This is a genomic window from Sporolactobacillus shoreae (assembly GCF_004684935.1).
Lineage (GTDB): Bacteria > Bacillota > Bacilli > Bacillales > Sporolactobacillaceae > Sporolactobacillus > Sporolactobacillus shoreae.
Genome location: NZ_SRJD01000004.1, coordinates 91,071 through 117,202, shown reverse-complemented (window position 1 = coordinate 117,202; position 26,132 = coordinate 91,071). Strand labels below are relative to the sequence as shown.

General features: G+C 47.3%; 23 protein-coding genes and 1 pseudogene. 9 read left to right on the top strand and 15 right to left on the bottom strand.

Going from position 1 to position 26,132, the window contains the following annotated elements; translation table 11 throughout:
• Window positions 1-255 precede the first annotated feature (255 nt).
• From E4665_RS05275 to E4665_RS05255, 5 genes and pseudogenes are all read right to left on the bottom strand, one after another.
• Entirely contained in the window at window positions 256-1,950 is a 1,695-nt protein-coding gene (locus E4665_RS05275) for a glycerol-3-phosphate dehydrogenase/oxidase (RefSeq protein WP_135347750.1), read from the bottom strand.
• Between the two features lie 147 nt (window positions 1,951-2,097).
• Entirely contained in the window at window positions 2,098-3,627 is a 1,530-nt protein-coding gene (glpK, locus tag E4665_RS05270; RefSeq protein ID WP_135347749.1) for a glycerol kinase GlpK, read from the bottom strand.
• Window positions 3,628-3,656: 29 nt separating this feature from the next.
• A pseudogene (locus tag E4665_RS05265) lies at window positions 3,657-4,492 on the bottom strand (MIP/aquaporin family protein).
• Between the two features lie 276 nt (window positions 4,493-4,768).
• Window positions 4,769-5,326: a glycerol-3-phosphate responsive antiterminator gene (locus E4665_RS05260; protein WP_135347748.1), complete on the bottom strand. Its 558-nt coding sequence runs from the start codon at window positions 5,324-5,326 to the stop codon at window positions 4,769-4,771.
• Window positions 5,327-6,226: 900 nt separating this feature from the next.
• The gene (locus E4665_RS05255) at window positions 6,227-6,781 is read right to left on the bottom strand and encodes a GDSL-type esterase/lipase family protein (RefSeq protein ID WP_135347747.1); all 555 of its coding nucleotides are present in this window, start codon (window positions 6,779-6,781) and stop codon (window positions 6,227-6,229) included.
• Between the two features lie 203 nt (window positions 6,782-6,984).
• Here E4665_RS05255 and E4665_RS05250 point away from each other — a divergent pair, with 203 nt between their 5' ends.
• The 3 genes from E4665_RS05250 to E4665_RS05240 all read left to right on the top strand — a co-directional run bounded on the left by E4665_RS05250 (window position 6,985) and on the right by E4665_RS05240 (window position 10,602).
• Window positions 6,985-7,791: a COG4705 family protein gene (locus E4665_RS05250; RefSeq protein ID WP_241654693.1), complete on the top strand. Its 807-nt coding sequence runs from the start codon at window positions 6,985-6,987 to the stop codon at window positions 7,789-7,791.
• Window positions 7,792-8,539: 748 nt separating this feature from the next.
• Complete coding sequence (locus E4665_RS05245; RefSeq protein ID WP_135347746.1) at window positions 8,540-9,550, top strand: aldo/keto reductase; 1,011 nt, start codon at window positions 8,540-8,542, stop codon at window positions 9,548-9,550.
• Window positions 9,551-9,699: 149 nt separating this feature from the next.
• Window positions 9,700-10,602 (top strand): YitT family protein, encoded by a 903-nt coding sequence (locus E4665_RS05240; protein ID WP_135347745.1) that lies wholly within the window; start codon window positions 9,700-9,702, stop codon window positions 10,600-10,602.
• Window positions 10,603-10,625: 23 nt separating this feature from the next.
• Here the strand turns inward: E4665_RS05240 and E4665_RS05235 are convergent, their stop codons facing one another.
• A complete protein-coding gene (locus E4665_RS05235; RefSeq protein WP_135347744.1) occupies window positions 10,626-11,843 on the bottom strand; it encodes a multidrug efflux MFS transporter in 1,218 nt (405 codons plus the stop codon).
• A 185-nt stretch (window positions 11,844-12,028) separates the two neighbouring features.
• Between E4665_RS05235 and E4665_RS05230 the strand changes: the two genes are divergently transcribed.
• Entirely contained in the window at window positions 12,029-12,943 is a 915-nt protein-coding gene (locus E4665_RS05230) for a LysR family transcriptional regulator (RefSeq protein WP_135347743.1), read from the top strand.
• A 25-nt stretch (window positions 12,944-12,968) separates the two neighbouring features.
• Here the strand turns inward: E4665_RS05230 and E4665_RS05225 are convergent, their stop codons facing one another.
• The 5 genes from E4665_RS05225 to liaF all read right to left on the bottom strand — a co-directional run bounded on the left by E4665_RS05225 (window position 12,969) and on the right by liaF (window position 17,216).
• Window positions 12,969-13,673: a TerC family protein gene (locus E4665_RS05225; protein WP_135347742.1), complete on the bottom strand. Its 705-nt coding sequence runs from the start codon at window positions 13,671-13,673 to the stop codon at window positions 12,969-12,971.
• Window positions 13,674-13,731: 58 nt separating this feature from the next.
• The gene (locus tag E4665_RS05220) at window positions 13,732-14,436 is read right to left on the bottom strand and encodes a TerC family protein (protein ID WP_135347741.1); all 705 of its coding nucleotides are present in this window, start codon (window positions 14,434-14,436) and stop codon (window positions 13,732-13,734) included.
• A 273-nt stretch (window positions 14,437-14,709) separates the two neighbouring features.
• A complete protein-coding gene (locus E4665_RS05215) occupies window positions 14,710-15,366 on the bottom strand; it encodes a response regulator (protein WP_135347740.1) in 657 nt (218 codons plus the stop codon).
• Window positions 15,359-16,402, bottom strand: coding sequence for a sensor histidine kinase (locus E4665_RS05210; protein ID WP_135347739.1), 1,044 nt, complete (start codon window positions 16,400-16,402; stop codon window positions 15,359-15,361). The genes E4665_RS05215 and E4665_RS05210 overlap by 8 nt, the downstream gene beginning before the upstream one ends.
• A gap of 4 nt (window positions 16,403-16,406) precedes the next feature.
• Window positions 16,407-17,216, bottom strand: coding sequence for a cell wall-active antibiotics response protein LiaF (gene liaF, locus E4665_RS05205; protein ID WP_135347738.1), 810 nt, complete (start codon window positions 17,214-17,216; stop codon window positions 16,407-16,409).
• A 258-nt stretch (window positions 17,217-17,474) separates the two neighbouring features.
• On the opposite strand from liaF, the gene E4665_RS05200 reads away from it, so the two are divergent.
• The gene (locus E4665_RS05200) at window positions 17,475-17,909 is read left to right on the top strand and encodes a ferritin-like domain-containing protein (protein ID WP_135347737.1); all 435 of its coding nucleotides are present in this window, start codon (window positions 17,475-17,477) and stop codon (window positions 17,907-17,909) included.
• Between the two features lie 71 nt (window positions 17,910-17,980).
• Here E4665_RS05200 and E4665_RS05195 read toward each other — a convergent pair whose 3' ends face one another.
• Both E4665_RS05195 and E4665_RS05190 read right to left on the bottom strand, forming a co-directional pair.
• Window positions 17,981-19,204 carry an ABC transporter permease gene (locus E4665_RS05195; protein ID WP_135347736.1) on the bottom strand — a complete coding sequence of 408 codons (1,224 nt, stop codon included), beginning with the start codon at window positions 19,202-19,204 and terminating at the stop codon, window positions 17,981-17,983.
• Window positions 19,192-19,944, bottom strand: a complete 753-nt coding sequence (locus tag E4665_RS05190) for an ABC transporter ATP-binding protein (RefSeq protein WP_135347735.1) — start codon at window positions 19,942-19,944, stop codon at window positions 19,192-19,194. The genes E4665_RS05195 and E4665_RS05190 overlap by 13 nt, the downstream gene beginning before the upstream one ends.
• Window positions 19,945-20,357: 413 nt before the next feature.
• On the opposite strand from E4665_RS05190, the gene E4665_RS05185 reads away from it, so the two are divergent.
• The 3 genes from E4665_RS05185 to E4665_RS05175 all read left to right on the top strand — a co-directional run bounded on the left by E4665_RS05185 (window position 20,358) and on the right by E4665_RS05175 (window position 22,476).
• Window positions 20,358-20,789: an HIT family protein gene (locus E4665_RS05185; protein WP_135347734.1), complete on the top strand. Its 432-nt coding sequence runs from the start codon at window positions 20,358-20,360 to the stop codon at window positions 20,787-20,789.
• Window positions 20,790-20,906: 117 nt separating this feature from the next.
• Window positions 20,907-21,452 carry a tryptophan transporter gene (locus E4665_RS05180; RefSeq protein WP_135347733.1) on the top strand — a complete coding sequence of 182 codons (546 nt, stop codon included), beginning with the start codon at window positions 20,907-20,909 and terminating at the stop codon, window positions 21,450-21,452.
• A gap of 619 nt (window positions 21,453-22,071) precedes the next feature.
• Entirely contained in the window at window positions 22,072-22,476 is a 405-nt protein-coding gene (locus E4665_RS05175) for a YtxH domain-containing protein (protein WP_135347732.1), read from the top strand.
• Window positions 22,477-22,695: 219 nt separating this feature from the next.
• Here E4665_RS05175 and E4665_RS05170 read toward each other — a convergent pair whose 3' ends face one another.
• Both E4665_RS05170 and E4665_RS05165 read right to left on the bottom strand, forming a co-directional pair.
• Complete coding sequence (locus E4665_RS05170; RefSeq protein WP_135347731.1) at window positions 22,696-23,928, bottom strand: aminopeptidase; 1,233 nt, start codon at window positions 23,926-23,928, stop codon at window positions 22,696-22,698.
• A gap of 127 nt (window positions 23,929-24,055) precedes the next feature.
• A complete protein-coding gene (locus E4665_RS05165) occupies window positions 24,056-24,646 on the bottom strand; it encodes a YpmS family protein (RefSeq protein ID WP_135347730.1) in 591 nt (196 codons plus the stop codon).
• A 363-nt stretch (window positions 24,647-25,009) separates the two neighbouring features.
• Here E4665_RS05165 and E4665_RS05160 point away from each other — a divergent pair, with 363 nt between their 5' ends.
• A complete protein-coding gene (locus E4665_RS05160; RefSeq protein ID WP_135347729.1) occupies window positions 25,010-25,900 on the top strand; it encodes a peptidylprolyl isomerase in 891 nt (296 codons plus the stop codon).
• Window positions 25,901-26,132: the final 232 nt, after the last annotated feature.

The following is a 26,132-nucleotide window of genomic DNA, read 5'->3' as shown; positions in this document are numbered from 1 at the left end:
ATAAAAGGCTTTGTTAAACTTTTCTGTTGTTTTTCGCTCCAGGCGCTTGCTTTCCGCGGGCGATCCGTGAGCCTCCTCGCTCGGTGCCCTCGCTGTGGGGTCTCACTTGGCTCGCTGATCCCGCAGGAGTCTCGCGCCTTCCGCTCCGATCAACGGAGGGGCAAAAACAACATTGAATTTAAACATAGCCTTATAAAAAAACGCCCGGAGGCCCCGGGCGTTATCATCAATGATACCTTTTCGTTTCAGATGCTTTCAGATACTTTCCACTGGTGTAACATCGTTTTTAGACGGCCGAATTGCCGCTTCGTCAAAAGACGCTTCCAGTTCACTCGTGTATTGTTCCAGCTGTTCCCCACTCCAAGACAGGCGGTATGCCATATAGTCCAGAATCGACTGTTTCCATTGTTCCGCCCATTGAATGTCAAACAAGGTTTTTCCCGTTCTTCTGGTGAAGAAGTCCACTGGCGAAACTACCATTTCTTGACTCAAGGCATATTCGATTGCTGCAAAAATGAACGGCGGCAGATGATGTTTTTCTGCTTCAGCGCTGCTCACACGGATCAGATCGTAAAGCGTGCTGGTATTTGTCCCGTATTTTTGAGACAACTCTGTTGCTTCTTTTTCCGATAATCCGATCTGTAACCCTTCAGAAACCATTTTTCTTACATAATCCAAATAGTGTGCGGAACCTCCGAAGTGCCCCCCCGAGAGTTCGGCGTGAACAGTTTGGCATGCCGGAAAAGTCTTCCCCAATTCCCTACCCAGTTCAGCAGTAACTTCATTAACCACACGTTCCGCCATTTTACGATAGCCGGTCAGTTTCCCGCCCGCAATGGAAATCAGGCCTGAGGCTGAAATAAAAATTTCATCCTTCCGCGAGATCTCGGACGGAGACTTTCCTTCTTCCTGAATCAGCGGACGGACACCAGCCCAGCTGGACTCGACATCCTCCGGCTTCAGATGAACGCTAGGGAACATCCCGTTGATCGCGTCAAGAATATAGTCCCGGTCTTCTGCTGTCGGTTTGGGATCAATCGTGTATTTAGTGTATGTCGTATCGGTTGTTCCCGCGTAAACTTTTCCATCGCGGGGAATGACAAAAATCATCCGCTTATCTCCATTCGTGGTATCGAAGTAAAGCGATTGCTCCATAGGAAATCGTTTGCCGTCAATAACGATATGCACACCTTTTGTCAAATGCAGATATTTGCCTTTTTTTGAATGATCCATTTCTCTGAGATGATCCACCCACGGTCCCGCTGCATTGACAATTTTTTTAGCAAAAATACTGTATGATTTCTGGGTCAGTCGATCTGTCACCCGGACACCTGTCAAGTGTCCATGGTCATCATAGATCAGGTTCTCAACTTTTGCATAGTTGACGGCCAATGTGCCCCGATTCGCAGCTTCTTTCATCGTTTCAATCGTCAAACGTGCGTCATCCGTACGATATTCGACGTAGTACCCGCTGCCTTTCAGCCCTTCTTTTTTTAAGAGCGGTTCTTTTTCAAGTGTTTCTTTGCGGCTGAGCATCACGCGCCGCTCACCGTGTTTGACCCCGGCAAGGTAATCGTAGAGCTTCAGTCCCATAGAGGTCGAAAATCTGCCGAATGTCCCGTTTTTATAAATAGGCAGCAGCATTTTCTCCGGACTGGTCACATGCGGCGCGTTTTCATAGACGATCGCCCGCTCCTTGCCTACCTCCGCAACGATCCTGATTTCAAATTGTTTCAGATAGCGCAGCCCGCCATGCACCAGCTTCGTTGAGCGACTCGATGTACCTCCCGCGAAATCCTGCATATCAGCCAGGCCGACACGAAGACCGCGCAGGGTCGCGTCCAGAGCAATACCCGCCCCAGTAATACCACCTCCGATGATAAAAAGATCCAGCGGTCGGCTGGCCATTTTTTCCAGATAACGGCTTCTTTCCAAAGATGAAAATGACATCGTTCATTCCCCCTGGATATATTTAATCTTTCATTAAAAAAGGGACAGCCAATACACACCGGTATGCTGAAAGCTGCAAACATTCCGGATCTGATTGGCGGTCCCCTCCTCAGTCACGACCAGTTATGAACTTGTTTCTGTACTTCGTTATTCAGCATCCAGAACTGGGCTTGATGTCCGGGATACCGGCTTAAATACACGTGTTGCCTCCACAGCTTTCGTCCATCCCGCATAGAGTTGGGATCTTTTTTCAGCACTCATCCCGACTTGATAAGATTTCCCCAGCTCCCATATTTGAGCCACTTCCTCCCTGCTTTTCCAGACACCGACGGCAAGACCGGCGAGATAGGCTGCACCAAGCGCCGTTGTCTCGCTGTTCGTCGGCCGTTCGACAGGAACGCCAAGAATGTCGCTCTGAAACTGCATCAGGAAATCATTCATCGAGGCTCCGCCGTCTGCACGCAGTGTGCCAAGCGTAATGCCTGAATCCTTTTCCATTGCGTTCAGGACATCTTTCGTTTGATAAGCAAGCGACTCAAGCGTTGCCCGGATAAAATGCTCTTTTGTTGTTCCCCGCGTCAATCCGAAAACTGCCCCACGAGCATCTGTATCCCAATAGGGGGTTCCCAGTCCGACAAAAGCGGGTACAAGATAGACACCTTCTGTTGAATCTACCCTCGAAGCATAATTTTCACTTTCCGGTGACGCCTTAATCATGCGCAGCCCGTCGCGAAGCCATTGAATCGCGGAACCCGCAACAAAAATACTTCCCTCCAGAGCGTAAGTGATTTTTCCGTCCAGTCCCCAGGCAATTGTAGTCAGAAGCCCGCTCTGGGACGCGACCGCTTTTTCTCCGGTGTTCATCAACATGAAGCATCCTGTTCCGTACGTGTTCTTCACCATTCCCGCCTCAAAGCAGGTCTGGCCGAACAGCGCTGATTGCTGATCACCGGCTACTCCGGCGATCGGAACTTCTTCCCCGAAAAAGTGATAACCGATCGTTTTGGCATAGATTTCTGAAGAAGCGTGCACCTCAGGCAGCATCACTCTTGGAACATTCAGCATATCGAGGAGCTCGTCGTCCCATTTAAGATCATAAATGTTATACATCAATGTCCGTGAAGCATTCGTATAATCCGTGACATGTGCCTTACCGCCGGAAAGTTTCCAGATCAGCCATGTATCGATCGTGCCAAACAGCAGATCGCCTCTTTCCGCTTTCTCACGGGCGCCATCTACATGATCCAGAATCCATTTTACTTTTGTACCTGAAAAATAAGCATCAATTAATAAGCCGGTCTTCCTGCGCACCAAGTCCTCAAAGCCTTTATCCTTCAATTCACGGCATATCTCATCCGTCTGGCGGGACTGCCAGACAATGGCGTGGTATATCGGGTGACCGGTATGCCGATCCCAGACGACCGTTGTTTCACGCTGATTTGTGATGCCGATTCCAGCCACATCGCTTGGCGCAATCTCACTGGTGGACAATGCATCGGCAATGACAGCCAGAATCGAAGCCCAGATTTCATTGGCATCCTGTTCCACCCATCCCGGGTTCGGAAAGAACTGAGTAAATTCTTTTTGCGATGTCTGGACAATACGCCCTTTTTCATCAAAAATCATCGCTCTGACACTAGTCGTTCCTTCATCCAACGCTAAAATATATCTCCCCATCATGGTTCCCCTCTCATTTTTAAGTTAATTTATTCTGATGCAGCCTGCTCTTGCGCGGCGGTAACTCGCTGAGCGGCACGCTGGCGTTCGCCCGCCAAAGCCATAATAATCACAATCAGGGTCAGGGCTCCGAAGATCCAGAAAGCCGTTGTGATCTGTCCGGTGAAGAACGTTTTGTAAAAAAGGGAGCCGAATATGCCGCCGATTATGGGGCCGATGACCGGAATCCAGGCATAACTCCAGTTTGATCCGCCCTTCCCGGAGATTGGTAGAAAAGCATGTGCTAGCCGCGGCGCCAGATCACGCGCAGGGTTGATTGCGTATCCTGTCGTTCCGCCAAGCGACATACCGATCACAACAATCAGGAAACCGACAATCAAAGGATTGATCCCTTGCGCAAATTTATTGGCTCCAATGGCTAATATCCCAACAACAAGAACAAACGTCCCGATCATCTCGCTGAGCAAATTGGACCAGCGATGGGGAATGGCCGGACCCGTGCAAAAAATACCAAGCTTCACTGCCGGGTCTTCTGTTTCCCTCCAGTGCGGAAGATAATGCAGGTAAACAATGCACGCGCCGAGAAAACCTCCGATCAGCTGCCCGGAAATATAGACCGGAACCTCTTTCCACGGAAAGTCCCCTGCGGACGCAAGTGCCAATGTCAGTGCCGGGTTCAGATGGGCGCCGCTGATTCTTCCGACCGCGTACGCCCCACTGCGACCGCCAGCCCCCAGCCCATCGTAATCACAATCCAGCCGGAATTTCTGGCGTATGACTTTTTCAGGCTTACGCCTGCGCATACCCCGTCACCAAGAATAATCAAGATCATTGTGCCAATCAGTTCACCTAAAAAACCGGACATCTTCCATTCCCCCGTTTCGGATTCATTGCTGGCCCTGCATCTGGTATCTGGCATCTTCCACTCAACACATGCCCTGCCTTCGCCTTCACGCGGCGCAAAAAAAATTCCACCATGGGCTTATAGCCGGATACATAAATGTCATCCAGACAGCTCTGAAGTGGAAGATCCAATCTCAACATCCATGAAACATTAACTTGACGCTTTTGATGATACACGGTAGTGAAAGCGCTGTCAATAATTTGTCACATAAAAATCAATTTTTGTTCACATCCTGCATCACGAAGAAAATTTCCATAACTGTTTATTGGATGTCGAAACAGCTGCGGCCCCCGCGGCAAACGCGTGGTCAATTTCTGATTCTTTGCGGATCAATCCGCCTGCAATCACCGGGACCCCCGTTCTTTCACGGACTTCACGGATCAGTTCAGGAATCAGGCCGGGGAGAAGTTCAACAAAATCAGGATGAACCTGTTCCAGCAGACGGTAACCGGTCTCGACTGATCTCGAGTCAAGCAAAAAAATCCGCTGTACTGTGGCTAACCCGCGTTTCTTCGCCACTTCAAGAACATTTGCGCGGGTTGATATGATCCCATAGGGACGGATGTTCTGGCAGATAAATTCGGCCGCGTACAAATCGTTTTTCAATCCCTGTATCAGATCCGCATGCAAGAAGACATGTTTTTCATTTTGCTTTGCCATCCGGGTTATCGCACCGATTTGTGAAACATGGCTGTCCAGTACAATGATTGATTGAACCGGCGCCGTCAGCAGCTTTTCAAAATCTTTCATGTTGTTTACAGCGGGAATGACACTTTTTTTGCCGGACTGTATCATTTCGGTACCCTCTTCCTATTCTTCCGAAATTTCTTATGGCATGTGTAATAGCTGTTCTATCATAACTCAGAATTCAGTCAAAAAGAACGCTTACAGTAACTTAATTACATTACGCAAAAAAGCAGCCCAGGCAGCTGCTTTTCGCGTAAGTGAGAGAGGAGAGGTGTCATGCGCCTTAAGTACAGAGTCCCCGCCAGAACCCCAAACCCAGGTTATTGCTTTTGACTGGAAAGAAAACGGCGTAATCCGCGTGAACCGATCGCTTTTAAGCAAACCAACCGGTCTGAAGCACAGGTTTTTTCCCTTTTGCCCGATGATTCAATGCATCCCGACACATTGTTCACGGACGAAACAAGCCTTAACGCCGAAAAGAGGTGACCAAACGGCGACATGCCCCCGCACGGCTTGTTTTTTCTTATCGATCAGCGGCCTGCAATTAAAAGCTCTGATCATAAGTTCCCCTGAAGATCCCCATCCATAGAAGGTGATATGGGAAAAGAACCTGCCTCAGTCTGCATCAGCCGTCATATTCAGCTCTTCACGCCTTTTCCTTTCCTGCTCTTCCATCATATTTGATGGGCAGCTATCCCGCAAAAGCAAGAATTTAGAAAAAATGAAGGTCCAGCCTTTCAATTGATCCATTTTTCACTCAATGAGCAAGACTAATTAATAAAAAAACGAAATATGTATCTATTTTATTTTTCTGGCTTTTTTAAACTTGTCTATTTTTTTCGCTCCATACGCTCGCTTTCCGCGGGCGATCGCGATCCGTGAGGCCTCCTCGCTCAGTGCCCTCACTGCGAGGCCAGAAGGCTCGCTGATCCCGCAGGAGTCTCGCGCCTTTCGCTCCAATCAACGGAGGGGCAAAATCAATATTGAATTTAAACATAGCCTTTTTTTTTAAACGTTTTTTAACTCAAGCATCATCTGGTTTGCCAGAAAGTCATACCCTCGATCTGTGAAATGCAGTCCGTCTTCGAGCAGCATCGTTCGATAATCAGACTGACGAAGCATCCGGCTGTGCAGATCAATCAGTCCGGCCCCTGTCTCCTTCGCCACACCGGTCACGGCCTCAGCATACAAAGAAATGCGGTCATTCGTCCTTTTTCCCTTCTGTCTGGTTTCGATAACCGGAGAAGGAGTTATAAAAATCGTTTTTGATGGAGAAAACGCTCGCGCCATATACACTAGATTCTTTCTGAACTGTTCAAGGGGAATCCCCTTATGGAAGGATGAATCGTTGGCACCGAACAAAACTGTGATCCTGTCAAATGACCGATCAAGAACATCACGATCTATTCTGACGAGAGCCTGCGTCGTATTCTCGCCAGGTACTCCGGCATTGATAACTGACCAGCCAAGACCATCGGAGAGACGATCTGTAAGCCTGGTGGTTTCTCTCTGACCGTCCCATCCCGCAGTAATACTGTCTCCGAAACATATCAGCTGCTTCAATTTTTTCCCCTCTTTTCCGCACTTTTTCCGCCTACTTCAAAATATTCTACTCTTTTGTCCTGGGAATGTAATGCCCCGGGTTATCGGTGAAAATTATTTTCAGATTTCAAAACAAGTTTTGCTGAAATACGGACAAAGCGTCTGGTGAACAGACGATTAATGATTGTACATATTTTCTGTGGAATAACAGGAGGGAAAAACCTTTGATAAATAAATCCCTGTCCCTGTCATTGAGAGATGATCGTGACATTTTAATTAAGGTACCGGCAATCACCGCCTTATTCTGGATTACCAAAGTGCTTACGACTGGAATGGGTGAGGTATTCTCTGACTTTCTGGTCAAACAGATGAATCCTATGATTGCTGTTCTGCTCGGAGGCGCCGGTCTTGCCGCCGCAATGGTGCTCCAGTTTTCCGTAAAGCGTTATATCGCGTGGATCTACTGGCTGGTTGTCGTTATGGTCAGTATTTTCGGAACGATGGCCGCGGATGTGGTGCATGTCGTGATAGGCATCCCGTACCTTGTATCAACGGCCTTCTTTGCGATTGTACTGGCCGGTGTCTTCATAGTCTGGTTCGCCGCTGAAAAAACTCTGTCCATACATAGTATTGACACATTCCGCCGTGAAACATTCTACTGGATGACTGTACTTGGCACATTCGCGCTTGGCACGGCGTCCGGCGATATGACCGCTACAACCTTGCATCTCGGATATTTCGCTTCAGGTATACTGTTTGCTGTCCTGCTTGTGATGCCTGCCGTCGCCTACTGGAAATTCGGCCTGAATCCGATTTTTTCATTCTGGTTCGCGTACGTTATGACCCGTCCGGTTGGCGCCTCATTTTCAGATTGGCTCTCAAAACCGCTCGGTGAAGGCGGAATCGGCTGGGGAGAGGGGCAAGTCAGTCTGGTCATGGCGATCATCATCGTTGCGCTGGTTGGGTACCTGCAAATAACTAAAATGGATGCCCATCATTCGCAAGCGGCTGGGCATGTTCATGCACGGTAATGCCTGAAAGTGCTTCGTGAGAAAATCATTAGTTGAATCCTTTTACCGTTAGAACTGGGCAAAAGCACCCGGTTCTTTATTGTGTAGAGTAAAATCCAAACTAACCTGTGACATGAGCAAACATGAATTTCGAAAAGATACAGCATTTTTGACGCTACCTGTAAATTTATGATTGCGGCTGGTAAGCCGTTTCGTTAGCACAAATTCAAAGCGGGATTTTTCTTAATTAAGTATGCTTTTTAAATTTCGGTGCAAACTTCATGCGATTCAGTGTAACTCATTTTTTACTACTAAACTGCTGCGCATTATCGTCGAACTGCGAAACAGTGAATGATGTCTGTAATCTTTAGCCTTGAACTCTAGATTACGCTAAAACTTCTATCATTCGTGTTGAGCTTCTTAAATTGGGTTGAACTTTAATCTGATTCGGTTGGACTTTTCCCTAATTGGGTTGAACTTTGACCTGATTCGGTTGAACTTTCACTTATTTAGGTTGAATTCGAACTTTGACCTTCAATTTTCTATTGCACTGTTTTCGTCAACTGTGTAAGAAACACAGCTGTGAAGTTTTTCGTTGCGAGGCTGTATGCCCTGAATCCATGGGAGAAACCAGTAGCAAATAAGCCGTCCTAACCCATTTTTAATGGATTCAAATTGATTCTGCCCGGCAAATTTTTTGATTTTACATAAGTATGTTCTTTATAATTAGAGATGGAGTTCTTAATCAAACGATCGAGGCGATTATTCAATGGAAACGACAACAATCAAGGGTACGGATCTGCATCCTTCACGCATTGCGCTCGGTACATGGGCAATCGGCGGCTGGATGTGGGGCGGATCAGACGACAGGGAATCCATCAGAACCATCCTTCAGGCTTTGGACAGCGGGATCACGACGATTGACACCGCACCTGCCTATGGCCAGGGACATTCGGAAAAAGTCGTCGGTCAGGCACTCAAAGAATACGGTAAACGTGATGATGTCGTACTGGCAACGAAGGTTTGCCTGGACTGGGTCGGGTCGGATGTCTTCCGCAACGGTTCGAAGGAGTTGATTCTCCGGCAGGTTGAGGATTCACTGAAACGTCTGGGGACAGACTATATTGACATTTATCAGGTGCACTGGCCGGATCCGCTTGTTCCGATTGAAGAAACAGCTGAGGCAATGGGCGAATTATATAAAGAAGGCAAAATCAGGGCGATAGGTGTCAGCAACTTTACTGTTGAACAGATGGAAGCATTCAGCAAAGTGGCTCCACTTCATACGGTACAGCCTCCGTACAACCTTTTCGAACGCGACATCGATAAGGATGTTCTGCCCTTCAGCAAGAAGAACGGCATTGTGGCATTATGCTACGGCAGCCTGTGCCGCGGCCTGCTGAGCGGAAAGATGACCGCAGACCGCAAGTTTACCGGAGACGATCTGCGTCTGTCTGATCCAAAGTTCAAGGCACCGCACTTCGCACACTATTTGGCGGCAGTCGATGAGCTTTCAACACTGGCAAAGGATCGTTTTGAAAAATCAGTCAGGGCACTTGCTGTTCGCTGGATTCTGGACCAGACGAAAGACGGCATTGCGCTGTGGGGCGCGCGACACCCCGATCAGATTGCTGCAGCGACGGAGGTTTCGGATTTCCACCTAGATGAACAGACACTCAAAGATATTGATGCCATTCTGGCTAAGCACATTGAAAATCCGATCGGAACGGAATTTATGGCACCGCCAACCCGCAAAGAATATGAAGCGCAGAAGAACTAAACCGGGTGCCCCCTTCGGAATTTCAAACTTCTTTTATTCTCAAAATCAGATTGAACATTTTGCCGGCAATAAATCCTGATATTATTTTGCCGGCTATTTTTTTAATCGTTGAATGGCAGATTCTAATACAGAAAGGTTGAGGCTTTTTTATGGAAAGTGAAGCACAAATGTTACCTGATGGGTTGGAGAAAAAAAAGCATAGGGGCCTGAGTGTCCATCAATTCATTATTCGCATACTCCTGATAGCCATCGGTATTACACTTGAAGCTACCGCCCTTGAGGCGTTTCTCGTTCCCAATAATATTATTGATGGCGGCGTAGTCGGTCTCTCAATTATGGCCGCACACAAAACAGGATGGGCTATCGGCATTTTCCTGATTATAATCAATTTTCCTTTTTTCGTGATCGGATACAAGGAAATGGGGAAGACCTTCACGATTACGTCGGCCGCGGGTGTCACCCTGCTTGCGCTCCTGACTTCTTTATTCCACGCAATCCCCTCATTTACCGATGATCTTCTGCTTGCAGCCGTTTTCGGCGGAATCATTATGGGGATTGGCGTCGGCCTGGTCATCCGAAATGGTGGATCGTCGGACGGTACCGAAATTCTGGCCGTACTGCTCAATGAGAAAACACCTTTTTCAGTCGGCGAAATCGTCCTATTTATCAATATTTTTATCCTTGGCTCAGCAGGATTTGTCTTTGGATGGAACTATGCCATGTATTCACTGATCGCCTATTTCATTGCGTTCAAGATGATCGATGTGGTCAGCGAAGGTCTGGAATCCTCGAAAGCGGTTTGGATTATCAGTGACCTCCATCAGGAGATCGGTGACGCGCTGAACGACCGTTTAGGACGAGGTGTCACATTTCTGAATGGCGAAGGCGCCTATACGGGCAATGATAAAAATGTCATCTTCACGGTCATCAGCCGACTGGAGGAGGCAAAGGTGAAAAATATCGTGGACTCAATAGATAGAAGCGCCTTTCTGGCTATCAGCGACATCCATGATGTTAAAGGCGGCCGATTCAAAAAGCGCAGTATTCATTAAGGCACTGGAAAAATTCACCACACTCAGCCCGAAGCAGCAAGTTTTTTCTCAGTGTGTCTTGCCGCAAGGGTGGAGACAACGAGCCAGCCTGCGTTGGCAAAAAGCAGGAGACTTGTTGAAAAAAACACGTAACGGATTCCAAAGACCGCGGCCATGTGTCCGCCCAGCAGCGACCCGCCGAGCGTTCCCATGAATTGCGCGGACTGATTATATCCGAAGAGCCTTCCGGTAATTGCCGCCGGGGCCATTTTTTTTACGATGGTATTGATCGCCGGGAGTATACCCGCAGTCGCAAGGCCCAGAAGAAAGCGCAGAGCCGTCAACTGCCACGGATCGGAGACAAAAGCCTGCGGGATAAACACAATGCCGGTGAAGATCAGCGCGCCAAGCAATATTCGCCGTGGACCGATCCTGTCCGACAGCTTTCCAAGAAACGGTGCCGCGACAACACTCGCCAGTCCTGCCGAAGCAACAACGATACCTGAAATCAACGCAAGCTGCGTGGAGTGTGGCGCCAAAATTTTCACGTAAACCGTGATGATCGGCTGAATGGACATATTAGCCAGCTGTACCATGAACGTTGTGATAAACATAGCAATAAACATGCCGACATGCGGTGTCATCGTCCAAACCTGCCGGAACGACGGTGCTTTCTTTTTGCTTACGACAAATTTTTCATTGATAAAAATGAGAGAGGCGAGAAATGCAAAACCGAGCGAAAGGCTCGTGCTGACGAAAACAAGCCTCATACCGATTATTTCCGACAGAAAGCCGCCGACAAGCGGACCGATCAGTGATCCGGCGATGCCGCCGGTAGACAGCATCCCTAGTGCCCAACCCGAGTGGCTTTTCGGGGTCTGTGTCGCGACGAGAATAATTGAAGCCGGAATATAGCCGGAGACAATCCCCTGAATCATTCTCAGAACGAGAAGTTGATAAACATTCTGAGAAAAAGCCATACAGAATACGACAAGGCACATGCCCAGACTTGCACGGAGCAGCATCGGTTTCCGGCCATATCTGTCGGCGAGGGATCCCCAGAGCGGGGAAACAAGTGCGGAGACAAGAAAGGTAGCCCCGAAAACAAGTCCGGACCATGCTTCAATGTCCGAAGTATTCCGGATGCCCAATTGCTCAATATAAAGCGGCAGAAACGGGATAATCTGGCTCATCCCGGCAGCCGTCGCAAAAGATCCAAACCAACAGACGTATAGATTTTTTTTCCATAAAGAGAGTGCCACTTAACACACCTTGCCTTTTCTTATTTCAACAGACCGTCATTGAGAAACGATAGAAAAAGCGCCCGGAAAGAAAGGCGCGGATTCTTCATCAACCACTATGATAGTTGTAATTGTTTATTTAAACCAATATATATATTATTATAAAATAATAGGATTCAACCTATCATTGAGAAGGAGAAGGAACTATGGAACTGCTTCAGCTGAAATATTTTCAGACCGTGGCGCGTCTGCAGCATATGACACGGGCTGCGCGTGAGCTGTCAATCGCGCAGCCTTCACTGAGCCAGACCATAAGAAGGCTGGAAAGTGAGATCGGTGTGCCTCTTTTTGACCGGAAGGGGCGCCGGATTAAGCTCAACCGGTATGGAAAGATTTTCTTGGAAAAAACGGAAGCCGCTCTGTCCAGCTTACAGGAGGGGCAGCAGGAAATTGCTGATCTAGCAAAAGTCAAAGAGGACTCCATTTCACTGGCTGTGATGCGCACCCCAATCATTCCTGATTTGCTCAGCAGTTTCCGCAGAGAACACCCCTTAGTCAGATTTCGGGTAAAACAAATATCCAGAAGTACCGTCAATCATCAGCTGGACGCAGGAGAAATTGACCTGTGTATCACACCCTATCATAAGGAAAATGATAATCCCTTTAACTGGCGTAATCTTCTCGAGGATGACATTTACCTTGTCGTCCCCCGTTCACATCCTCTGGCAGCGAGATCAAGCGTGGATCTCCGCGACGTCGCCCATGAACCCTTTATACTGAAGGCCGTGGGCGCGTTCCGTGAAGAAACAGACAGATACTGCCTATTATCCGGATTTCAGCCGGATATTGCTTTTGAAGTAGATGATTCAGTCTCGATTCGCGGGCTTGTCCGTGAAGGCCTCGGTGTCGCCTTCTTCTCATCGCTGACGCTTCGCACCGTAAAAGATCCGTCCATTGTGCCATTAAAAATTAACAGGCCCCATTGTTTCCGCACCATCAGCCTGGTCTGGAATAATGACCGGTACCACTCACCCATAGCGGCGGAATTCTATCATTTTGTCGTTGACTATTTTCAGAAGTTGAACCGGCAAAGTACTGAACTGAAACCGATGCCTCGCTGAATGAAACGAGGACCGGCATCGCCTTTTACACCGCCTGATTTTGTCCCTGTGGTCTGTGATGTTTTTTCTGGTTGAACCGTCCAGAATACAGGACGGCCACAATGATGGCCAGAACCACCAGCCACTCAACCCAACGGGCGGTACCGCCGAGCCAATGCAGAATTGTCGGTTCGGCAAAAAGCATTTTTCCCGCAGTCATCGCTAAAATGGCTGATCCCAGATAAATAAGCCACGGGAACCGATCGGTCAGTTTCATAATAACGGCGCTTCCTCCCATCAGGAGCGGGACGCTGATCAAAAGTCCAAAAATGACAAGCAGTGGATCATTCTGCGCAGCTCCGGCAACTGCCAGCATGTTATCGAGGCTCATCAGCGCGTCGGCGATAATAATTGTCCTTACGGCTGCCCAGATACTCATCGCGGCCTTGACTTTTTTTGTCTTATCCGACTCATCTTCGGGAAGAAGAAGCCGGTACGCGATCCAGATCAATACCAGCCCTCCGGCAAAATGCAGGCCGGGAATCATGAGCAAATACACAACCGTCACCGTGCACAGCACACGAATGAGCACAGCCCCTAAAGTCCCATAAAGGATCGCCCTGGTGCGTTCATGATCCGGCAGCCTGCGAGCGGCCATTGCGATAACAATCGCGTTGTCTCCCGCGAGAAATAGATCGATTCCAACGATGACAAGGAACGCGGACCAGAATGCCATAGTAAATATCTCCATTAAATCTTAAACCTCCCTGATTCCCGTATGTTACGAAAAAATTTCCATTCGCTCTTTTTTATACCGGTTTCTTCTGATGTGCGCCGGCCTGCCCCTGATTTTTATGGGCGCGCTGTTTCTTCCATCCAAAAAAGAGAACGCCTATTATAATAACTGCAATAATCAGCCATTTAATCCATTCAATTCCTGCAATGCCATCCTCTACAAAATGTTCGGAAAAAATCATTTTACCCGCAGTAAACGCGAGAATGCCCGACCCCGCGTATGTGATCCACGCATACCGATCAACCAATTTCAGAAAAAGGGTACTGCCGCCCATCACCAGCGGAATGCTGATCAAAAGCCCAAGAATGACGAGCAGGTAATTGCCGGATGCCGCTCCTCCGATCGCCAGCACATTATCCAGCCCCATAAGCGCGTCAGCCATGACAATGGTGCCGATGGCTGCGCCCAGACTTGCCTTCGCTTCAATTTTCCTGTCCTCCTGATGATCTTTCAGCAGACTGCAAGCAATCCAGACAAGCAGTAATCCACCCACAAGATGCAGCCCTGGAATTTTCAGAAGCCAGACAACGGCAAGTGTCGCAAGCGCCCGGATGACGACCGCGCCAAGTGTACCGTAAAGAATAGCGCGTTTCCGCTGATGGGCCTGAAGCCGCGCCGCAGCGAGCGCAATAACAATCGCATTGTCTCCCGCCAGAATCAGGTCAATGCCGACAATCAGCAATAATGAAGTCAAAAAGTCAAGTGAAATCAGTTCCATTGAATCATCCTCCTCATCTCATTAATAAATTATTTTCTCTGTTAATCGGCAATATAAAACAGCCCCTCCAACGTCTGTTTGGAAAGGCTGTCTGTATAAAAAAACCTTTGCCTTTTTTCATCCGTTCGAGGCAAAGGTCTCGCCAGCAGTATGAAACTGCCAGAGAAAGCCGGGGATCACTCCCGTAATGACGGCATTTCTCTTTCGGCTACTCCCCTTTTCAGAGACTATTCAATTATCTTAATTTAATTTTAAGGGGAATAGGATATTCTGTCAATGAGAATGATGATCGGATTCCTCGGTGAAAAGATGATTTTGATAGGCATAAACTGCTGCCTGCGTGCGGTCGGTGACGTCGAGCTTGCTGAAGATACTGCTGACATGCGTTTTTACTGTTTTTATCCCAATAAACAGCTCCCCGGCGATCTCCGCATTGCTTTTCCCTTCGGCAATCAGCTTCAGAACATCCCGTTCCCTTGAAGTCAGCTGGTCAAAAGGCTGAACTTCCCGATGCATGCCTGAAACCAGCTTTTTAGCGACTTTACCGTCAAGTACCGTAGTCCCGCTGTGCGCCTTGCAAATCGCCTCGATAATCTCATCCGCGGACGCTGTTTTCAGCAAATAGCTCATTGCCCCTGCTTCGATCGCAGGAAAAACTTGCTGATCGTCATAATAGCTTGTCAGAATAATAATTTTTCTTGAAGGATGTTTTTCGAGGATCTTTTTTGTCGCCTCGATGCCGTTTCCATTTTCCATAATCAGGTCCATTAGAATGACCTCCGGCTCAAACTCTTCGTCCAGCCGAACCGCGTCATTTCCGCAGGATGCCTCCCCGACGACAGAGATATTACTTTCTGTCGCCAGATATGCTTTTAGTCCTTTTCTGACCATATCGTGATCGTCAACAATCATCACTTTTATTTCAGTCATTATGCTCCACCGCCTCTCTGTGAATCGGTACACGAATATTAACCGATGTTCCCTCGCCTTTATGTGTCGTCAGAAGAAAATGCCCGCCGATTTCTTCTGCGCGCTCCTTCATCGTCTTTAAACCATATGAAGCTATTTTTTCCTGTTTCAGATCAAAGCCGCGTCCGTTATCAAATACTGTCAAATTAACGAGCTGATCTTTTTCATGCAGGGACAGGACAACCCTTGTCGCTTCAGAATGTCTCAGCGCGTTGGACAGGGCTTCTTGGCTGAGCCGGAACAAATGATTTTCAACTCCCTTCGATAATCCCGCAACCGGATCAATGGATGCTTCAAAATGAATCACCGTTTTTCCGTCCAGTTCCTGGATCAGGCGTTCCAGCCCTTTATCGAGCGATTCATCATTCAGGCGTACAGGACGCAGATGGAGGAGCAGTGCGCGCATCTCACCCTGCGCCTTCCTCGCAATGTCCGAAACATCGGCGATATTTTCTGCAGCTAAATCAGGATTCGTGTGAATCGTTTTTTCTGCCGCAGAAGCCAGCATGGAGAGTGCGAACAGTTGCTGGCTGACCGCGTCGTGAAGATCTCTCGCCAGGCGCTGTCTCTCCTCCGTTACAGCCTCATTTTTTATTTTAACGTTCATTTCAATGTTTTCATCAACTAGGCGCTGAAGTGATTTGACCTGGGTATCAATCTTGTCGGCAAGTTCATTTAAGGATTGCTCGACTTGGTTGATTGTGCCCGAATCTTCCACTTTCATTCGCGCCGAAAGCTTGCCCGCCGAAAGAGTCTTGACGAACAGATCAATATTTTCCAGGTCATCTCTGAGCACTCGATAGTCCTTGATCAGAAAATTGGTTTCAATGAGGAAATGAGCAGCAAAACTCAGGACAAAAGCGATGCCGCTGATCAGTAAAGCGTGCCCGTCCGGTACAAAGAAAAAGAAGATCTGAAGCGCCGCAAAAAGTATCAACGAGGAAAAAAAGCTTATGGTTGCCTGAATTTTGATCGTCCTAATCCGATAGTTTTGCATGGGCTTATACCTGATCGATCGTTAAATCGATGACCTGAAAATCGAAAGTAAAATCCAGTTTGCGCACGGCTTCGTCATAATTTTCCGTCTGAGAGCTAACGTTTCTCAAAACCCCGCTATGCTTTTCCATGCCAATTTTGGCGTCACCGACTTTCGCTTTCAGATCAACACGGTAAGCCAGATCATCCGGCACGGTAATCTTGATGTTGCCGACCCAGCCAGACAATTTGATTGGAATCGTTTCTTCGGGGATGAACGCTTTTGTAAAGTCAAAGTTGTAATCCGCGATCCGAACATGCTCATTCATCGGCTTAACCATCCAGTTTTCATGCTTGTACGTTGATTCATTGACAAAAGTATAGGATTCGTTCTGATCGCTGTCTTTTTTTTCTTCATCATTGTTCCAGATGAATGCTGCATGTTTATTATTTTTTTTTCCCCCTCTCCCGTGACCGAAATGACCTGACAACGTCATGAACATCCTTTTTCCAAAGAGCATTTCCAGGCCAAAATAGATGATGATGTACGGCCATAGTTTCCAGAAATCACCCCAATGAAAGGTAAGCACGTGAAACTGATCAGCAAGAAGGAGGCCGCCGTAGATGAGGAAAAACAGACCCCAGAAAAATCCTGGCTTCTTTCCTTTGGACAGAGGGGACATGATTAAAAGCAGACCAAAAAGTATAGCGAGATAGGGTAAAAGCGCGACAAAAGCCGACATTATTCCCGGGGAAATAATATTCAGACTGTCCAGTAACCAGTACACACCCAGCAAAACAATCGCGAGTGCTGTTATAATTTTACCTAAGGGCATATCGATTCATCCTTTCTTATCTATTAGACAACGAATCATGAAGTTTTCTCTAATAAACTTTACATTTTTACTATACAGAGTGCTGCGGGACATTTCCATAGACCGGAAACGGTTTTTTCATCCGTCTTCGGACGGATACAGCAAGGGTGGAGAGTAAACAATAAGACAGAACCACTCGTCAAACGGACAGATGCGTGTTTATGTCGAAAGTGATGCGGGTATTTTGTTAGTGAAACGATTTTAGAGAGGATGGGAAGAATGGATAAGAAGCTTGAGGAATTAATTAATGGCTTAAACGAGGATCTGGCTGGTGAATATTCAGCGGTTATCCAGTACAATTATTATGCGACGACCGTTTCAGGACTGAATTATCAGATTCTGAAACCCTTTTTTGAAGCCGAAATCCCTGATGAACTGGGACATGCGGCTTATCTTTCTGAAAAAATTTCCAGTCTCGGCGGTGAACCCGTGACGGCGCCCGCGCCTGTGAGCCGGGTGACCGATGCCAAAGCAATGCTCGAAAATGCACGGCAGGCTGAAACGGACACTCTTGAAAATTACCGGATACGCCGTGCTCAGGCGCAGGCACTCGACATGATTGAACTTGTGGTCAAACTGGAAGATATGATCGCTGATGAACAGAATCATTTGGAAAAACTGACAAGGACACTGAAAGATCCTGTCTTTTCCTGACCGTGCAGAAAAAAATATGAACCCGGAATGAATCATTCCGGGCTTTTTGCATTGTTTGGGATGAGGCAATCTCAGGCTTTGTCCTGTCCCGCTATCCGGTGCGCCACATAAAAAAATGGAAACAATACGGAGACAGCTCCCCCAGCCAGAAGAAACAGGAAAATTCCTTCCACTCCGGCTGAGCGGACGGCGCCCGACAGGCTAACCACAACGGTTTCTGCGGTGAGCAGAATAAAAACGAGTTGAATGAAGCTCTGCTTCCTCAAACGTTCCGGAATAGGGTACATACCGGCCAGAGCCTGCGGAAACGGGTGTGTCCACAGCGGAAGCAGCTGAAGTCCGGTCAGATAGATCAGCGAAGCGACGACAAAGACTGTATAAAATCCGATGTTCATAAAATAGCAGACAAGCATGCCGATAAGAGTCAGCCGAATATATGAGCTGAAATAGTCATCCGATCGAATAAATGTTTTAATGTAAAGCTGCCGATAAACATTTTTTGAGCTCAGTGAACGAATCGGAAAAAGACGGCTGATCATTTTTCTTGCGTGAATATGATGTTTCAACCGCGGTACATCCGTAAAAAGATTGGCGAAGCGCAGAAATTGCATCGCTTGCCTTTCTTCCATTTCGACAATCCTTTTCCAGCTCAGCAGTCCTGAACGTGACTGGCGGTGGAAAAGAAAGACCGACGCGATCAGTATAACGGCCGCGCATGCTGCCGTTGAATAGAAGGGATACTGGTTTGCAACGGAATAAAGCAGCAGAAAAGTCAGCGTAAACCGTAAAATTTTAAGCGGCTGGCTGTAGTCAATTAACATCTCTTTCCAGTGACAGTCAATGTTCCATCCCTTCAGAGCTACAGCAGTAGCTGTCAGGATAAAGTAAGATAATCCGCTGCTTCCCTTCATGTGGAAATAGAGCGGACCGCAGACGATCATGACAACAATCACGGCCGCAATTTGTATTGAAAAGCTATAAAACCGGCTTTTTCTAAAATAAGGTTCCAGCTCAGCTTCCGCCGGGAGCAGGAAAACAAGATCGGCCTGCTGCATAAACGTTCGGATCGGTGAACGCATGACGAACAGTGCAAGGATAACACTTAGCAGCAACGCGGCTGGAAAATCCTGAGGAAGCCCGTCCAGCCATTTTTTATAATAAAAGCCTCCGATAATGACCATCGCATATAGAAAAAACATGAGTCCGCTATTTTTCCCAATCAAATTCCAATAACGCAGCTCCATCTGAAAGTGGCGGCTGCAACGCCTGCCCCAGAGTTGATTTAACTGATCCATTCCGTTTCCCCTCTTGCCACCGCCAGGTAAATTTCCTGCAGCGAAGCCCGGGCGTCGCCAAATTTTTTTCTGATCTGGTCCAACGTACCTTGCGCCGCAATTATTCCTTCATGAAGAATGATAAACCGGTCACAATACTGCTCCGCTGTTGAAAGGATATGTGTCGACATCAGTATCCCCGCGCCCTCCCCTTTCATTTCAACCATCAGATCAAGCAGAGATTGGATACCGATCGGATCCAGACCGACGAACGGTTCATCGACAATATACAAATCCGGATGAGCAAGAAAGGCGCATAGGATCATGACTTTCTGGCGCATTCCTTTTGAGAAATGGGTGGGGAACCAGTGCAATCTTTTCTCCAGCCGGAACAGCTGAAGCAACCGCGCGCTTCGCTCCTCAAAGGTTTTTTCATCCAGCTGATAGGCCATGGCTGTCAGCCGCAGATGTTCCTCAAGCGTCAGCTGCTCATAGAGTTCGGGTATTTCCGGTACATAAGCCAGCTGCCGGCGATAGCCCAACTTATCCTCCCTTATTGTTTTACCACCGATCCGCACTTCACCGTCAAAAGGATCCAGAAGCCCGAGAATATGCTTGATTGTTGTACTTTTGCCCGCCCCGTTCAGACCGACAAGACCGACCAGTTCACCGGCGTTCAGTTCAAATGAAAGATCATGGAGAACCGGGTGCTGCCGCGTATAGCCGCCGCTCATATGTTTAACCGTTAAAATTGATGTCATCATTTACTCCCGCTTATGTTACTCGTTTTTTTAGCTAAGATTAGTTAAAGAATCATTTTTCATCCATTTGGCAAACGTGCCAAAAGACAGCAATAATGTTTAACATCGCCCTTAGCAAAAATCATTCCGTTACTTCTCTATTTTACTTTTAATAAGACGTTTCGGGCAACCATTTGTCTTTTAACAAAAAGGCTCTATTAAAAACCAAAGTTGATTTTATCTCTCTGTTGATTGAACGTAATGCACGGCCCCTGTGGAAAGCGAGCGCGTGGAGCGAAAACAGCAGACAGTTTAACAAATCCTAAAAATGAAATCAGACTGTTCGTCAATCGGTTTTCCGTTCTCCACCGGAGTTGTGATAAAATAGAGGCAATTCAGGAAAAACTTTCGTAGGACAGAAAGGATGATCATTTATGCCGGAAGAATCAGATTGCATTTTCTGCAAAATAATCCACGGGGAAATCCCAAGTGCAAAGGTTTATGAAGATGAAGATGTTTTCGCTTTTCTTGATCTGAGCCAGGTGACCAAGGGGCACACACTCATTATTCCCAAAATTCATCAGAAAGATATCTTTCATCTGGATCCGAAGATCGCTGAGAAACTGTTCCGCCGTGTTCCCGTCATCGCCGCGGCCATCAATGAAGCATTCCATCCGGAAGGGATGAATCTGCTCAATAATAACGGCGCTCTCGCAGGGCAGAGCGTTTTCCATTATCATCTGCACCTGATCCCGCGTTATAGCGAATCGGATACCTTCTCGTTCAGCTTCCAGTCGCACGCCGACGATTACACGAATGAACAGCGCGCGGAGATTGCACAGGCTATCGCAAAAAACATAAAGTAATTATTTCTTAATTGTTTGCATTTTCATAAAAAAGAGTGTATATTGGCTTTACACCTTGCAGCGGGTCGCTGGGACACTGCTGGAGGAACTATCAGAATGAGTTGAGGAGAGATTAGTATGAGGATCAAGAATTTAGTTATTATTGCTGTATTTTTAGCTATCGGTGCGGTGTTGCATGCGGTTGTGCCGCCGATTCTTTTCGGAATGAAACCGGACTTGATGCTGGTTATGCTGTTTTTGGCACTTTACTTCTTCGCAGACAAGAAAAGTTTCCTGGCTGTTGGATTGGTCGCTGGAATTATCGGGGCCCTAACCACTGCAATGCCTGGCGGACAGCTTCCTTCAATCATTGATAAATTTTCGACGACAGTTGTCGTATTCCTCTTGTTCAGCTTGATTGCGGGCAGATTGCAAGGACTGCCACGATATATTTCAGCTATTATACTTGGATTTCTGGGCACGTCATTCAGCGGGGCAGTTTTCCTCGCAAGCTTGGTTTTCATCATGCATGCACAGGTACCCCTCGCAGGACTTTTTCTGACGCTCGTTTTACCAACAGCTGCCTTCAACACGGTATGTGTTGCCGTTCTTTATCCGATTGTCGAGCAAATTGGCGCGCGGAGCGGTTTTATCAAGGCAGCACCAAAAGCATCTGTTCACTAAACTGAAGAAACTAAAGTCTCGCCTGACCGGGCGGGACTTTTTTAAAGGGTAAGTATCAATCTGGCCAATAAAACAGGGCCTTGGATGAGATTCAAAGCGTAGGTACGAGACGCCTGCGGGACAGCGAGCCAAGGGAGACCCCGCAGTGAGGGAACCGAGCGAGGAGACTCACGGGGATCGTCCGCGGCAAGCGAAGAGCCGAAGTGTTGATCCAACACCTCAATAACACAGAGTCAATGATTAGGGCCGGGCTCGCCCGGTTTTTTTTAAAAGACAAGAAAGTATAAAATGATCGATGGATTCAATCTGCCGAATATACATTCGGACTCAGACGTGGAGGTGCGAGACGCCTGCGGGACAGCGAGCCAAGGGAGACCCCACAGTGAGGGAACCGAGCGAGGAGGCTCACGGATCGCCCGCGGCAAGCGAGCAACCGAAGCGTCGCTTGGAAGAAGGCAAAACAATGCGTATCACGGGTTTTTAGGACTGGGCGATTTTTGCCCGGTTTTTTTTAATGCTCATGAATTTTATCCGTCATCTACCTCACAAGTGATAAGCGCTTCGGTCTGGGGTATAATAGTGTTAGTTAAAAAGAATTTCGAAAGAAGAGGTGGACTTTATGGGTAAATTTCTTTCATACACGATCGGCGCGGTAATCGGCGGCGTCGTAGGCGGAACCATTGTACTGCTGACTGCACCTAAAAAAGGGGAAGAATTCAGGCAGGATATCAAAGATAAAGCTGTAACCATTCAGCAGCCGCTTAAAGATGTCGCAAATAATCTAAATGCTGTTAAGGACCGGGTACTTGAACTGAAAGATGAAAGTATACCTGTCTTAAAATCCACTGTTTCCGATCTGGGAAACCTGCTGAAAGATTGGAAAGATGATATCCAGCCTTATCTGACAAAAATTAAAAATAATGTTGTCCAGCTTGAAGCGGCCAAAGAAAAACTGACAAACAAGCTGAAAACAGAAGCCCCTGAGAAGAAAACGGGCGAAGAAGAAACCCCGCCTTCGCTTTGATCGTTTTTTAATTTGTGTTGAGAAAACAGGATGAATGGTCATCCTGTTTTTTTCTATGGAATTAACCGTCCTTCCCAGATAGAATCCTTCCTAATGCTAAAAAAATTGAGCCGTTCAGCGCCTGATTAACTTCCATCTGTATCAAAAAAGCCTGAACAACGGAACCCCCGCTGTTCAGGCTGATTATTTCTTACAGATCATCCAATCAATATTCTGTTTTCAAAATGCCCATTTTCCCTTCCGGAAAACCGGTTCCCATTCGCCTTCTCCTGTTTCTCCATCGATGTTCAGTTCCGCCGATCCGACCATAAAGTCCACATGGACCAGACTGTCATTCGCACCATGGGCGTCCAGTTCCGCGCGGGTCATTTCTGTTCCTCCATCCAGGCATGTCGGATACGCTTTACCGATCGCCAGGTGGCACGATGCATTTTCATCGAAGAGTGTCGTATAAAAAGTCAGACCGGAAGCCGATATTGGCGAATCAACAGGTACCAGAGCCACTTCACCGAGATAATGTGAGCTTTCTTCAGTATCGATCAGATGTCTGAGTATTTCTTCACCTTTCTCCGCTTTTGCCTCGACAATCCTTCCGTTTTTGAAAACCAAAGTCAATTTCTCGATCAGTGTCCCACCGTAGTTCAGAGGTTTTGTGCTCGTAACTGTTCCATTGACACCAGTTTTTAAGGGGAGAGTATATACTTCTTCAGTCGGCATGTTGGCTACAAACCTTGTACCGCTGCTATTCTCGGAAGCACCGGTATCCCAGTGATACAGCGGGTCAAACTCAATTTCCAGATCTGTGCCTGGTCCTTTATAGTGCAGTTTCCGAAATTTTTTCCTGTTAAGCGCCAGTTTTTTCTCTGTCAGCGTGTTCAAATGGTTCTCCCAGGCCTTAACCGGATCATCTTGATCCGTCCGCGTCATCTTAAAGATCACATTCCAGAGATCGGCCATGGCCAGTTCCCGGATCTTACCCGGGAACAGTTTCTTCGCCCACTCAACTGTCGGATAAATGAGTATCGTCCAGCTGACCCTGTCGGACATACGATAGTCGTAATAGGTATGGAGCGCTTTCCACATGATCTCCTCATCCAACGCAGCCCTGTGCGGATCAACGCCATCCGACATGCCGATTCCTGTCGTGCGGATATCAATGCAGGCAGCACCGCGTTTCACTAAAGTTTCCAGCATGTCGGCTTTCCAGACAGGATAGTCACGGATCACATCTTCTGAGGCATATTTTAAACGCAGGCGGTCAAGCCCATCATCGGTCCAATTGAAGTAGACACGCTTTGCACCGGCTTTGTACGCTTTCTCGGTAACCAGTCTGGCCAATTCACCGGCATCGATCGGTGATTTGACAATCACCTCTTGTCCTTTCTGAACATTTGCGCCAACCTTTACAGCAAGTTCAGCATACTTGTCCAGCATTTCTGTAAAAGTTCTCATTACTGATCCCTCCAAAGAAGCTTCACCAGACGGAAGCTTTTTGATTTGATTTATCACACTATTCTTTCTGATCTATTTTATCATTCCGTGATTATCATAATACTGGCGCTGCCAATATTGACCTGAATCAATTTCCCCGATGCACAGTAAAGGAGACGTCATTTTTCGGCAGATCAATCGTTTTTGCGCGAAGATACATACCATTCTGGATCTTGACGGAAGTCAGATTGATATATACCTGACGCTTATCAGGCTGAATGATCACCCACTTTGGAAATTTACTTCCAGCCTTCAGAAAGCTCAGAACCTGTTGATCAGGAAGCCTGATGCTGCCCAGCTTCACTTCTGATTCCTTAAGAAGGATATCCCCATTGCTGACTACAGGGTTAAAAGTCAGGGAGAAAGGAATTCCCGTAAAAAGGAGGCGATACCTGCCATTCAAAGCCACCTGATTGCCAATCGAGACCTGATACGTCAGCCGACTATTCTTATTGGAACGAATCTGGTCATTAATCAGGGTCTCTAGTTGCTGCTTATTAGCCTGTACGGTAAAAATAGCGGCGTTTTTGCTCCCGGGTTGCAGCCCGCCCGGAGTCACAGAATTACTTGATAATCCTCCGGTCAACAGCCCGAACAGGAAAAACGGCACTGCTACGACAATAATGAGCAACGCGAAAAAGGCTGTCCTCCATCTGTTTTTCTTAATTGGCTTAAACATTGCCCTGTCACCATTCCCCAAGATTCATTCTGCCCCTCTCTGCCGCGGCCAGTCCCCTTCCCGGTAAAATACCTGAACCCCGCCGCGTCCAAATCCATTCATAGAAGTTAATTATAGCGCACTTTCTATAAACTGCGAACAGAAACTCTCAGCTAACCTGAGCACTGATCCGAAGTTTACGGAATCCGTTTGTCGAAAAAAAAGGCAGCTTCTCGACAAGCCTGTCTGTTTTCGATAAAATAAACAGTGTTGGCGTTTGACTATCGCGGATTAATCCTTTTTTTGAAGGTGAGAGACGGATAAAATCATGCTCCTTCGAAAACTTTATTAAATGGGAACAAAACCTGATTAGGAGTGGACATAGTGAAGAAATTAATGATGACTTTGGCCTCGGTGCTTGTTATGGCGAGCCTTGCAGCTTGCGGAAACAACAGTGGAGATAATGCCGCTGTTGTGAAAACCAAAAGTGGGAATATAACTAAGGCCGAATTCTATAATGAACTTAAGAATACCAGCGGCCAGCAGGTTCTTCAGAACCTCGTTTACGAAAAACTGCTTGAGAAAAATTACAATGTTTCTGATAAAGCAGTCAGCACAAAATATGATCAGGTCCGCAAGACCTTCTCAACTGAGGCTCAGTTTGAGCAGGCGCTTGCCCAGAACAATCTGACCGCAAGCCAGTTCCGTCGTCAGATCAAGGATTCTCTGATGATGGCCAAAGCCCAGCAGGCAGGAATCAAGGTTACCGATACGGCGCTTCGTGATTACTACAACAAGAATAAAGTTCAGCTTACAGAACTGAAAGCAAGCCACATTCTGGTCAAAGACAAGAAAACAGCTGACAGCATTCTGAAACAGTTGAAGGGCGGCGCCAACTTCGCTAATCTTGCCCAGAAATACTCCATCGATCCGGGCTCCAAGTCAAAGGGCGGAGAACTTGGATGGTTCAAGCAATCGACTATGGTTCCTGAATTCAGCAACGCGGCCATGAAACTGAAGGTCGGACAGATCAGCAATCCGGTTTATTCCAGCAATGACGGTGGATATCACATCATCAAACTTGAGGGTAAAAGAGACGATTATAATTCTCTGAAAACTTCAGTCAAGGATGCTTATCTTGCAAGCAAGCAAAAATCACAGGATCAAGTGATGCAGACACTGATCAAAAATGCGGATATCCAGGTAGTAGACAAACAGTTTAAAAATCTCTTCAGTAACACCACCACTTCCTCAACAACACCGACACAACCGTAACCGAGGCCGTGTCAATGATTGTTTTTAAAGAAAGCGTTCATCCGCCGCTCGGCGGTTGGACGCTTTCTTTTTTAAAAAGATAAGGAAGTATAAATCTGGCCATAAAACAGTGAAAGCGGATGTGCGAGACGCCTGCGGAACAGCGAGCCAAGGGAGACACCGCAGTGAGGGAACCGAGCGAAGAGACTCACGGATCGCCCGCAACAAGCGAAGAGCCGAAGTGTTGATCCAA

What these genes read in the sequence shown, in the direction of transcription:
- E4665_RS05215 (WP_135347740.1), bottom strand. Translation starts at nt 15,366, where the DNA reads ATGACTGAAATAAAAGTGATGATTGTTGACGATCACGATATGGTCAGA.
- E4665_RS05220 (WP_135347741.1), bottom strand. Translation starts at nt 14,436, where the DNA reads ATGGAACTGATTTCACTTGACTTTTTGACTTCATTATTGCTGATTGTC.
- E4665_RS05165 (WP_135347730.1), bottom strand. Translation starts at nt 24,646, where the DNA reads ATGTTTAAGCCAATTAAGAAAAACAGATGGAGGACAGCCTTTTTCGCG.
- E4665_RS05180 (WP_135347733.1), top strand. Translation starts at nt 20,907, where the DNA reads ATGAGGATCAAGAATTTAGTTATTATTGCTGTATTTTTAGCTATCGGT.
- E4665_RS05260 (WP_135347748.1), bottom strand. Translation starts at nt 5,326, where the DNA reads ATGATACAGTCCGGCAAAAAAAGTGTCATTCCCGCTGTAAACAACATG.
- E4665_RS05275 (WP_135347750.1), bottom strand. Translation starts at nt 1,950, where the DNA reads ATGTCATTTTCATCTTTGGAAAGAAGCCGTTATCTGGAAAAAATGGCC.
- E4665_RS05170 (WP_135347731.1), bottom strand. Translation starts at nt 23,928, where the DNA reads ATGAGAACTTTTACAGAAATGCTGGACAAGTATGCTGAACTTGCTGTA.
- glpK (WP_135347749.1), bottom strand. Translation starts at nt 3,627, where the DNA reads ATGGGGAGATATATTTTAGCGTTGGATGAAGGAACGACTAGTGTCAGA.
- E4665_RS05190 (WP_135347735.1), bottom strand. Translation starts at nt 19,944, where the DNA reads ATGACATCAATTTTAACGGTTAAACATATGAGCGGCGGCTATACGCGG.
- E4665_RS05175 (WP_135347732.1), top strand. Translation starts at nt 22,072, where the DNA reads ATGGGTAAATTTCTTTCATACACGATCGGCGCGGTAATCGGCGGCGTC.
- E4665_RS05240 (WP_135347745.1), top strand. Translation starts at nt 9,700, where the DNA reads ATGGAAAGTGAAGCACAAATGTTACCTGATGGGTTGGAGAAAAAAAAG.
- E4665_RS05230 (WP_135347743.1), top strand. Translation starts at nt 12,029, where the DNA reads ATGGAACTGCTTCAGCTGAAATATTTTCAGACCGTGGCGCGTCTGCAG.
- E4665_RS05195 (WP_135347736.1), bottom strand. Translation starts at nt 19,204, where the DNA reads ATGGATCAGTTAAATCAACTCTGGGGCAGGCGTTGCAGCCGCCACTTT.
- E4665_RS05200 (WP_135347737.1), top strand. Translation starts at nt 17,475, where the DNA reads ATGGATAAGAAGCTTGAGGAATTAATTAATGGCTTAAACGAGGATCTG.
- E4665_RS05245 (WP_135347746.1), top strand. Translation starts at nt 8,540, where the DNA reads ATGGAAACGACAACAATCAAGGGTACGGATCTGCATCCTTCACGCATT.
- E4665_RS05225 (WP_135347742.1), bottom strand. Translation starts at nt 13,673, where the DNA reads ATGGAGATATTTACTATGGCATTCTGGTCCGCGTTCCTTGTCATCGTT.
- E4665_RS05185 (WP_135347734.1), top strand. Translation starts at nt 20,358, where the DNA reads ATGCCGGAAGAATCAGATTGCATTTTCTGCAAAATAATCCACGGGGAA.
- E4665_RS05210 (WP_135347739.1), bottom strand. Translation starts at nt 16,402, where the DNA reads ATGCAAAACTATCGGATTAGGACGATCAAAATTCAGGCAACCATAAGC.
- liaF (WP_135347738.1), bottom strand. Translation starts at nt 17,216, where the DNA reads ATGCCCTTAGGTAAAATTATAACAGCACTCGCGATTGTTTTGCTGGGT.